The organism is Streptomyces thermovulgaris (assembly GCF_002155915.1).
GTDB lineage: Bacteria > Actinomycetota > Actinomycetes > Streptomycetales > Streptomycetaceae > Streptomyces > Streptomyces thermovulgaris.
Window position 1 is genome coordinate 1 of sequence record NZ_MUME01000263.1, and the last position, 9098, is coordinate 9098.

The 9098-nt window shown below is 71.9% G+C and carries 7 protein-coding genes; all 7 read right to left on the minus strand.

The features are described 5' to 3' along the window. The coding region (locus CCN35_RS20035) for a chorismate synthase (protein ID WP_143631680.1) at window positions 1–159 on the minus strand (159 nt) is incomplete at its 3' end. Window positions 160–327: 168 nt separating this feature from the next. Beyond that, window positions 328–2241 (minus strand): anthranilate synthase family protein, encoded by a 1914-nt coding sequence (locus tag CCN35_RS20040; protein WP_067400500.1) that lies wholly within the window; start codon window positions 2239–2241, stop codon window positions 328–330. Continuing rightward, on the minus strand, window positions 2238–2897 hold the full coding sequence (locus CCN35_RS20045; protein WP_086793801.1) for an isochorismatase family protein: 660 nt from the start codon (window positions 2895–2897) through the stop codon (window positions 2238–2240). Before CCN35_RS20045 ends, CCN35_RS20040 begins: the two co-directional genes overlap by 4 nt. 57 nt (window positions 2898–2954) lie before the next feature. Continuing rightward, complete coding sequence (locus tag CCN35_RS20050; RefSeq protein ID WP_067400506.1) at window positions 2955–4157, minus strand: 3-deoxy-7-phosphoheptulonate synthase; 1203 nt, start codon at window positions 4155–4157, stop codon at window positions 2955–2957. Window positions 4158–4523: 366 nt separating this feature from the next. Continuing rightward, window positions 4524–5726, minus strand: coding sequence for an IS701 family transposase (locus CCN35_RS20055; protein WP_079130045.1), 1203 nt, complete (start codon window positions 5724–5726; stop codon window positions 4524–4526). A 133-nt stretch (window positions 5727–5859) separates the two neighbouring features. After that, window positions 5860–7035 carry an IS701 family transposase gene (locus CCN35_RS20060; protein WP_086793803.1) on the minus strand — a complete coding sequence of 392 codons (1176 nt, stop codon included), beginning with the start codon at window positions 7033–7035 and terminating at the stop codon, window positions 5860–5862. 498 nt (window positions 7036–7533) lie between these two features. Then, entirely contained in the window at window positions 7534–8916 is a 1383-nt protein-coding gene (locus tag CCN35_RS20065) for a peptidase C39 family protein (RefSeq protein ID WP_067397679.1), read from the minus strand. Between the last annotated feature and the right edge of the window lie 182 nt (window positions 8917–9098).

Below are 9098 nucleotides of genomic sequence, written 5' to 3' on the forward strand. Positions count from 1 at the left end.
CGTCATCCGGGCCCCCCGCCCATACCCCAGACGCCGCCGGGCCAGATGCTCCGCCACCATCCGCGTGGTCACCGGCACCCCCGCCGGCAACCCCTCCAACGTCGCCACGAGTGCCGGTCCGTGGGACTCCCCCGCGGTCAACCAACGCAACCTGCTCAACGGCTCTCCTTCGTTCTCACTGCGTCTCTTTGCGGAGTCCGGAAACGGACGGTGCGGCCCGTCCCGAAGGCCGGGGACGGAAGAAGGGCGGGGTGGCCCGGTGGTCCCGGCGGCAGGCCGCGCGGGCCGGCCGGTGAGTGCTCGGGGCGGCCGGCCCGCGCCGAGGGCTCACCGCCGGATGCCCAGGACCTCGGTCAGCAGAGCGCCGGTGAGCCGTACGCCGTCCTCGGTGAGCACCGACTCGGCGTGGAACTGCATCGAGGCGAAGTGGGGGCCGCGCAGGGCGTGCACCTCACCGGTGTCCGGGTCACGGCTGATCTCCACCAGGCCCACCCCCTCGCACTCGGCCTTGTCCTCGGTGCTGCGGGCGGCGAACGTGTTGTAGAAACCGACCCGTTCGCGGGTGCCGAAGAAGTCGATCTCCCGCTGCACGCCCTGGTTCGGCACCTTCCGGCGGACCAGCGGGAAGCCGAGTCTCGTGCTGAGCACCTGGTGGCTGAGGCAGACCGCGAGGAAGGGCCGCCGCTCGGCGAGCAGGGTGTCGATCGCCGACCGCAGATGGGCGATCTTCGGGTGCCCGGCATCACGCGGATCGCCGGGGCCCGGCCCCATGACGACCAGGTCGTGTCCGTCGAAGGAGTACGGCTCGTCGAAGCGGCGGACCGTCACCGCCAGGCCCATGGACCGGAGCTGGTGGTCGAGCATCGAGGTGAAGGTGTCCTCGGCGTCCACCACCAGCGCCCGAAGGCCCGCCAATTCCGGTACGGCCCGCTCCGGTTCCTTGCCGTCCGCCAGCCAGAACCCCGCGAGCGTGGTGTTGCGCCGCCGCAGGGCCGCGCGTACGTCCGGGTGGTCCCCGAAGCGCGGGGAGGGCGTGTCCGTGCTCCGGCCGCCCGCCGGGCCGTCCGCCCGGAGCGCCGCGAGCAGCCCGGCCGCCTTGGCCCGGGTCTCGGCGACCTCGGAGTCCGGGTCGGAGTGACGGACGAGGGTGGCGCCCACCCCGATCCGCATGCGGCCGGCGGCGTCGATGTCGGCGGTGCGGATGAGGATGGACGAGTCCATCGCGCGTCCGCCCTCGGCGTCGCGGCCGATGAGAGCCGCGACGCCGCTGTAGTAGCCGCGTCCCTCGGGCTCGTACCGTGCGATGACCCGGCAGGCGCTCTCCAGCGGGCTGCCGGTGACGGTCGGCGCGAACATCGCCTCCCGCAGGATGGTGCGCGGGTCGCGGGTGCTGCGCCCCTCGATGAAGTACTCGGTGTGCGCCAGGCGGGCCATCTCCTTCAGGTACGGTCCCACCACCCGGCCGCCCGACTCGCAGATCCGGGCCATCATCTTCAGCTCTTCGTCGACCACCATGTACAGCTCGTCGGCCTCCTTGCGGTCGGCGAGGAAGTCCAGCACCTCGGACAGCACGGGCCCGGCCGGCGGGTAGCGGTAGGTGCCGCTGATGGGGTTCATCACCGCGGTGCCGCCGGAGAGGCTGACATGCCGCTCGGGTGTCGCACCGACGAACGTCCGGTCCCCGGTGTGCACGACGAACGTCCAGTAGGCGCCCGACTCCACGCGCAGCAGCCGGCGGAAGAACGACAGCGCGCTGTGCGGGCCGTAGCCGGCGATGTCGGCGACGAACGAGCGCTTGATGACGAAGTTGGCGCCCTCGCCGGTGCCGATCTCGTCGTCGATGACCCGGCGCACCGTCCGCGCGTAGTCCTCGTCGGTCACGTCGAAGTGGCCGCCGGTGAGGGTGAGGGGCCTGTCCGGCAGACGGTCCAGGACCTCGTCGAGGGGCAGCACGGCCTGGTCGGTGACGGTCATCGCGATCAGCGGTTCGCCGTCGTCGGGGCCGGCGAAGCCGCGTTCGGTGACCTGACGGTAGGGGACGAGCGTCAGCAGCTCGTGGTGCGGGCCGTCGGCGGACGGGGTCTCGGGCAGGGGCAGATCGGCCAGGGTCGCCGGGGTCGAGACCGAGCCGAGCAGTACGTCCACGGTGTCCGGCCCGCCGGCCTCCGGGCGGTGCAGCAGGGCGAAGGGACCGGGCCGGGCGGACAGGATCCGGTCGAGGAGCAGGCCGTTCCCCGTCATGCGCGTACTCCGACCGGGTGAGCGGCCCCGAGCTGGCCGAGGACGACGTCCGTGGTGGTGACGACGGCGCAGCGCCGGGCGGCGTACTCCACGGCCAGCCGGTGGTAGTCGGCGGAGAAGTCCGCGACCGCGTCGGCGACGAGGAACGGCCGGATGTCGTGGGTGAAGGCGTCCACCGCGGTCATCAGCACCCCGACGTGGGCGTACACACCGCACACCACCAGCTGGTCGCGGCCCTGCGCACGCATCCAGTCCAGCAGGTCCGAACGGAAGAACGCGCTGTAGCGCCACTTGGTGAACACCCGGTCGTCCGGCCCCGGCGTCAGCGGTTCGACGACCTCGCGGTCGCTCGGGTCCATCCGCATGCCGGGACCCCAGAAGTCCTTGAGCAGACCACGCTGTTCGTCGGTCATCCCGCCGGGCTGCGCCGTGTAGGCCACCGGCACGCCCGTCGTCACGGCCCGCTCGCGCAGACGGGCGGCGTTGCGCACCAGCGGTTCGCGCAGCGACGCGGGCAACGGGCGCAGGAAGTAGCGCTGCATGTCGTGGATGAGCAGGACCGAACGGGCCGGATCGGCCTGCCACTCGGCCGTGTTGCCGGGCAGGTCGTCCGCCTGCGGCAGCGGATACGGATCAATGGGGGGTATGCCCGCCATGGCTGTCCTCTCGCATCGTTGTCGCGTGGTTGTCGTCGGTGGGGGCCGAGGGGACGGCTATGCCGCGGCCGACGGGGCCGAACGGCCGGTGAGCCACCAGGACGAGGCCACGGCCAGGGCCTGGCCGGGGTTGAGCCGCGGGTCGCAGAAGCTCGTGTAGCGGGTGCCGACGAGACCGACCTCGTCCGCGTCGCGGACGCACTCGGTGACGTCGTCGGGGGTGGTCTCCAGGTGCAGCCCGCCCGCGACACCGCCGGCGGCGTCGACCGCGTGCTGGAACTCGTCGACCTCGCGCAGGACGGTCTCCAGGAAACGGGACTTCAGCCCGTCCGGGGTGGTGACGGTGTTGCCGTGCATGGGGTCGGTCAGCCAGATCACCGGATGCCCGGCCTCGCGCACCGCCGCCACCAGCGGGGGCAGCCGGTCGGCGACGGTTCCGGCCCCCATCCGGGCGATGAGGGTCAGTCTGCCCTCCTCCCGCCGCGGGTCGAGGCGTTCGCACAGTGCGAGCAGTTCGTCCACCGTCATCCCGGGGCCGACCTTGCAGGCCACCGGGTTCACGACCTCGGAGAGCAGGGCGACATGGGCGCCGTCGGGCCGGCGGGTCCGCTCCCCTATCCACGGCCAGTGGGTGGAGGCGAGCAACAGCTTTCCGTCCGGCTGCCGGCGCAGCATCGGGACCTCGTAGTCGAGGAGCAGCGCCTCGTGACTGGTCCAGACGGGGGCGCCCACGCGGTTCCGGCCGGGTGCGTCGAGCCAGCCCAGGCAGCTCATGGCGACACGGGCGGCCCGGTAGCCGGCGAGCAGCCGCTCGGGGTCGGGGCGCCGCAGCACCGGGTCGGGCTCCGGGCTGTTGACCATGTGGCCGCGGTAGACCGGCAGTTCCCTGTCACCGACCCGTTCCGTGGGGCGTGAGCGGGGCTTGGCGAACTGGCCCGCGATCCGGCCCACGCGCACCACCGGCAGGCCGGTGGTCATCTCCAGCTGCCCGGCGAGCATGCTCAGCAGGCCCGCCTTGCGCGCCACATGGCCCGGGGTGCACTCGGCGGGGTCCTCCGCGCAGTCGCCGGCCTGCACCACATGCGCCTTGCCCGCGGCCACCCGGGCCAGCACCGAGCGCAGGGTGCGCACGTCCTCCGCTTCGACGAGCGCGGGCAGGGCTGCGAGTTCCTTCCGTACCCGCAGCACCTGCTCCTCGTCCTCCCAGGAGGGTTGCTGTAACGCCTGTCCGTATCGAATGTCGAGCAGAGCGTCGTCCACAGGTGTCTCCAATCACGACGGCTGTACGGAAGTGCGGGAAGAAAAGAAGGCCGAAGGGAAAAGGCGGGGAGTGAGGAGAAGGACAGGCAGAGAAATCCCCGCGACGCAAGGAATCGTCCGGCATGGGACGCGCGGCCACCACCAGGCGGGTGGTACTCCGTCAGGTGGCGTGGGATCCGTCAAGTAGCCGCAAGTATGTCAGGTCGGCGGCGACATATGGTTTTCATCCGCGGTTCGTACGCCCGTTGGAATCCTGTGTCATTGCTGCTCCTCCACTCGTGTGCACGCGCACGACAACGGCCGGTGGGCGGACGGTGGAAAACCGTCCGCCCACCGGCCGTGGGGGGATCGACCGTCAGATCGGAATCACGGTCGGTTCGCGTTGTTCCGGGCGAGGGCGACCACTGTGTGCGCGGCGGATGCGAGAGTCGTGTGCCGGTGCCAGCCGCCGAAGGAGCGCCCGGAGAAGTCCCGGATGCCCACCCGGTCGGCGATCTCGGTGAAGTCCCGGTCGACGCGGTCGGCCAGCCTGCTCAGCCGGACCGCCGATGCCGGCGGGGTGGTGGACAGATTGGTCAGCCAGAGCTTCCCGGGCCAGCGCCCGCCCTCGTCGCCGACACCGAGCAGCAGGACCTCGCCCCGGTCCGGGCCCGGCTCGGACAGGGACGGTGCGGCCACCCGCACGGTGGCGGCCCAGTGGCTCACCGGCGTCGTGCCCGGCTCGCGCCCCGCGGACACGACGGGCCGCCGCAAGTCCTTGGCCATGAGCATGATCTGCTCGGCGGTCAGCGGGCCCTGCCCGGCGGAGGGGAGGGCCGGGTCCACGACGGTCAGCGGCTGGTCGTGGCAGACGCTCACCAGCAGGGGCATGCCCGCGGCGTGCAGCTTCTCGAAGATCGGGACGGCATGCACTTCGCAGGAGTCGAGCACGAACGGCCGCACCGGAAGCCGCCAGCACGTCACCGCTTCCAGGCAGGCCTGCACCACGCATTCGCTCAGCGTCTCCACCGGCACCCCGTCCGGGATGGCCACCTGGCTGCGCCGGTAGTCGTCCGTGAGCCAGGCCGGAGGCAGGTAGAGACGCCAGTTGACCGGAGCGCTGACGTCGTCCGAGGCGGCCCACACCCCGATGGCGCGCTGTGCGCTGAGCACCTGCCCCAGCGTCGGGAAGAAGTGCTTGTCCACGCCGACCGAATGACGTCCGGTCTTGGGGATGATGACCGGCTGCACCACCCACGCCCGCAGGGGGACGGCACTGATCCAGTGACTGGCCAGAGCCCGGCGGACGGGGACCCAGTCCCAGGTGGAGACCGAGATGAAATGGTGCAGATTCTGCTCCGAGACCTGATCCCCGAGTAATGCGGCGATATTCCGTATGGATTTACGTCCCGGCGCCTCGAGCAGGCCGCGTAGGTAATGCATGGCCTTTCTGCACTGATCGCTCCGGGACAGCGAGGAGAAAAGCAGGGAGGAGATTTCGGTGAGGACGGCGTCGTACGAGCCGGATTGAAAAGGCGGTGGGGGAGTTTTTTGTGCTGGGGTCGCACGACGGAGGTCAAGGCTGAGCATGAATCTCCTCTCTACCGATCCAACCCGTGCCGGAACTTCACAGGGCGCAGATGAAGGCGCTGGACGAGGCTCGCCCAGAGAGTAAGGGGGGCAAGGGGAAATGAGTCATCACCGGCCGGAGGAGAGTGTCAAGTTACCGGACAGTAGTCCCGTTGATGTGGGAGACGTCACTCCGGGGACCCGCCGGGCCGCCCGGGCCCCGGTGCCGTGCCGCGGCGACGACCAGGTGGGCCACGGACGCCAGAGTGATGTGGCGGTGCCAGCCCGGGAACGACCGCCCCGCGAAGTCCCGCAGGCCGACCCTGTCCGAGATCTCCGCGAGATCCCGCTCGACCACGGCCGTCAGACGGGCCAGACGCAGTGCGGACGGGGCGCCGTCGGCCGCGAGGTTGGTCAGCCACAGCCGCCGGCCGGTCCGCCGGCCGGGCTGCCACTCGGCCACCAGCGTCAGCGCGCCCCGGCCGGACGGCAGGACCCTGACCGGGACCGCCACGACCGTCGTCCGCCCGCTCCCCTGTCCCACCTGCTGGCGCAGATGGGGCAGGGACTCGGCCAGCTCACCCGCGGTGCGCTGGAGGTTTCCGTGGCGGGGCAGCACCGACCGGTCGATCCTCAGGAGCGTCGCCGGACTCACCCGCACCACGAACGGCCGCCCCAGGGACACGAGGTGCTGCGCGACCGCGAGCCCCTCCGTCTCCCCGACGTCCACGACCACGGGCAGCGGGGCCGCCTCCAAAAGAGCCGACAGCTCCGCCACCGCCTGCCGCACGCACTCCTCGACACTGCCGGAGGCGACGTCCTTCGGGACGCCCGCCCGGGTCCGCAGGGGATCGGTCGTCCAGCGGGCGGACAGCCGCAGCTGCCAGTCGACCGGCACCACCGAATGCTCCGAGGCCAGCCAGGTCCCCACCGCGTGCTGGCCGTTGACCACGCCCAAGGGGGTCGGCTGCGGATCGGCGCCGACCGAGTGCGGGCCCGCCTTGGGGATCAGTGTCGAGCCGATCACCCACGCCTCGGGGGCCAGGAGCCGCCGCGCCTGACGGGCCAGCGCGTGCCGGATCGGTCTCCACTCCCAGGGTGAGGCGGTGATGAAGTGGTGCACGCTCTGCTGGGCCGACGCCCCCTCGAATCCCTCCGCGAGCCGCCGCAGGGTCTTGCGGCCGCTCACCGACAACAGCCCTCGGACGTACCGCTCGGCCTTCATCCGCTGCCCGGTGCGCTGCAGGGAGCCGAACAAGCGCCGGCAGAACTCCGCGTCCAGTAACTCCACGGCCGACAGTTCCCCTGACGCGTCCCCGTGGCCCCGCATGTCCGCTCCCCCCCCCAGCGCTCAGTTCATATATCAAAAGAACTTTTTTCTTTTTCTTTACATGACACGGCGTTGTAATCACCGGATGATTACGCCAGAGGCTCCCTAGTGCCGGGCTCGTGCCGGAACGGGACTCGGGCGGCCGGCCCCGAGCGGTGCCGGCCGGCACCGCTCCCCGCTGCGGCAAGGCGCCCGAGGAGTCCGGACCGGGCCCCGTGCAGGGTCGGGACGTCCCCAGGAGAGGGAAGCACATGCCACCCCGATATGCGGGGCGGTTCACGGACGAGGCCGTCCGTACGCGGCCGGCGGTCCCGCCCGGCCGGCCCTGCCGCCGCCGGGTCCGGGGCCCGCGGGACACCTTCCGGCAGCGACCGGGAACGGTTTCGGTGTCCGGGTCACCGGACGCGTACGGGTGACCGGGGGGAACGCACGGCGTCCGCCGCCGCGGCCGAGGGAGGCCCCGCGGTCGCGGACGGTGCGGGCCGCAGCGGCGGTGGGTCAGCGGATGCCGAGCCGCTGCAGCGCCCGCTGCTGACCCGGTGCCGGCCTGGCGGGGAAGATGAGGTAGCAGATTCCTCCGGTACCGCTTCTGACCCGGCCGTTCGCGTCGTAGCGCTTGGTGCGCAGCCAGATGTTCTCGAACTCCCGGCGCCGGTACACGCGCCGTACCGCCTCGTTGTCCGGTGAGGCCGGGTCGTTGGCCACCACGTCGCCGTCGGCGGTGAAGCCGACGACGGTCATCAGATGCCCGGCGGTGCCGTAACCGGCGCCGGTCAGCTCGCTCTCGAGGAAGGACTGGGAGGTGATGACCGGGATGCCGGCCGCGATCAGCGTCTCGACGTCGGTGAGCGAGCCGAGCCGGGTGACCAGGCCCTGCAGGCCCTGGAAGGTGGCCGCGTAGGCGACGTTGAACGGCCAGTTGCCGCAGCCGGCGTACTGGTGGTCGTAGGTGTGCCGGGCGGCGTGGCAGATCTGCGGGTCGCTGAAGGACGGGTCGACCCAGGACAGCTGCTCGGGGGTGAGCCGTCCGCCCCAGTACTCGACGACCATCTGGGAGGAGGTGGGGCTGCACCAGGCCTCGCCGCCGTTGTCGTACTCGGGGTACCGGCCCGCGTGGACCTCCTGCGAGTAGCGCGGGACGGGCAGCTCGTGGGCCAGGCCGGGTGCGGAGGCGGGGACGGTGAAGCGGTCGGGGACGTCCGAGCCCATGACGCCGATCCGCCACACGGTGGGGGTGAGGGTGGTGCCGGGCCGGCGGTGGAGGGTGAGCCGCAGCCGGTACGAGACGAGACGCGGCCCGAAGGCCGGATCGTCGACGGAGAGGGTGTCCGTTTGGACGGTGCTGCGGCCGTCGCCCTGTCCGTCGACGGAGGTCCTCTTGATGTCCTGGTCACCGGCCGCCCAACGGCCCATCACGTACCAGGGGGTGTCCGTGCCGTCGGAGTAGGTGCCCCGCAGCTCGACCTGGAGCCAGGTCCCGGCCGGGGTGTGCGCGTTCCAGGAGACGACCGCCTCGGTGGCGGGCACGGCGAGCCGGTGGACCGGCCCCGTCCAGGTGGCGTACTCCCAGGTGGCGGTGGTGCCGGTGTGCGGATCGGTGTAGTCGGTGGTGCCCACCGCCCGCGTCATCCTCAGACCGGGGCGGTCGCCCGCGACGGCGTGGGTGCCGCGGGCCGTGCCGCTGAGCCAGTCGGTGCGGGTCGTCCAGGCGTGGTAGTCGACGAGGCGGGCCGGGCTGGTCCGGGGACGGCCGCCGGCGGCCGGGGGTGCGGCGGCGGAGGTGCCGGTGGCGGCGACCGCCAGGGCCGCCTCCCCCGTCATCGCCGTGGCGACGGCGGCGGCCAGGACGGATCTGCGGGACGGCTGTTCGGGTCTGCTCATGGGTGGATGACCCCCAGGTGTCCGACGTCGGGGCGGGTCCGTGCACAGCTGTGCGCCCACTATGACCGCGTTGCCCCTCTCCGGCCAGCACTCCGGTACGTGCCGTCTTCGCCTTCACCGGTCTCCTTCACCGGTCTTTGCCTCTGGCACTTCCACGGGTCTGCGCCGCCAAAGCGCCCCGC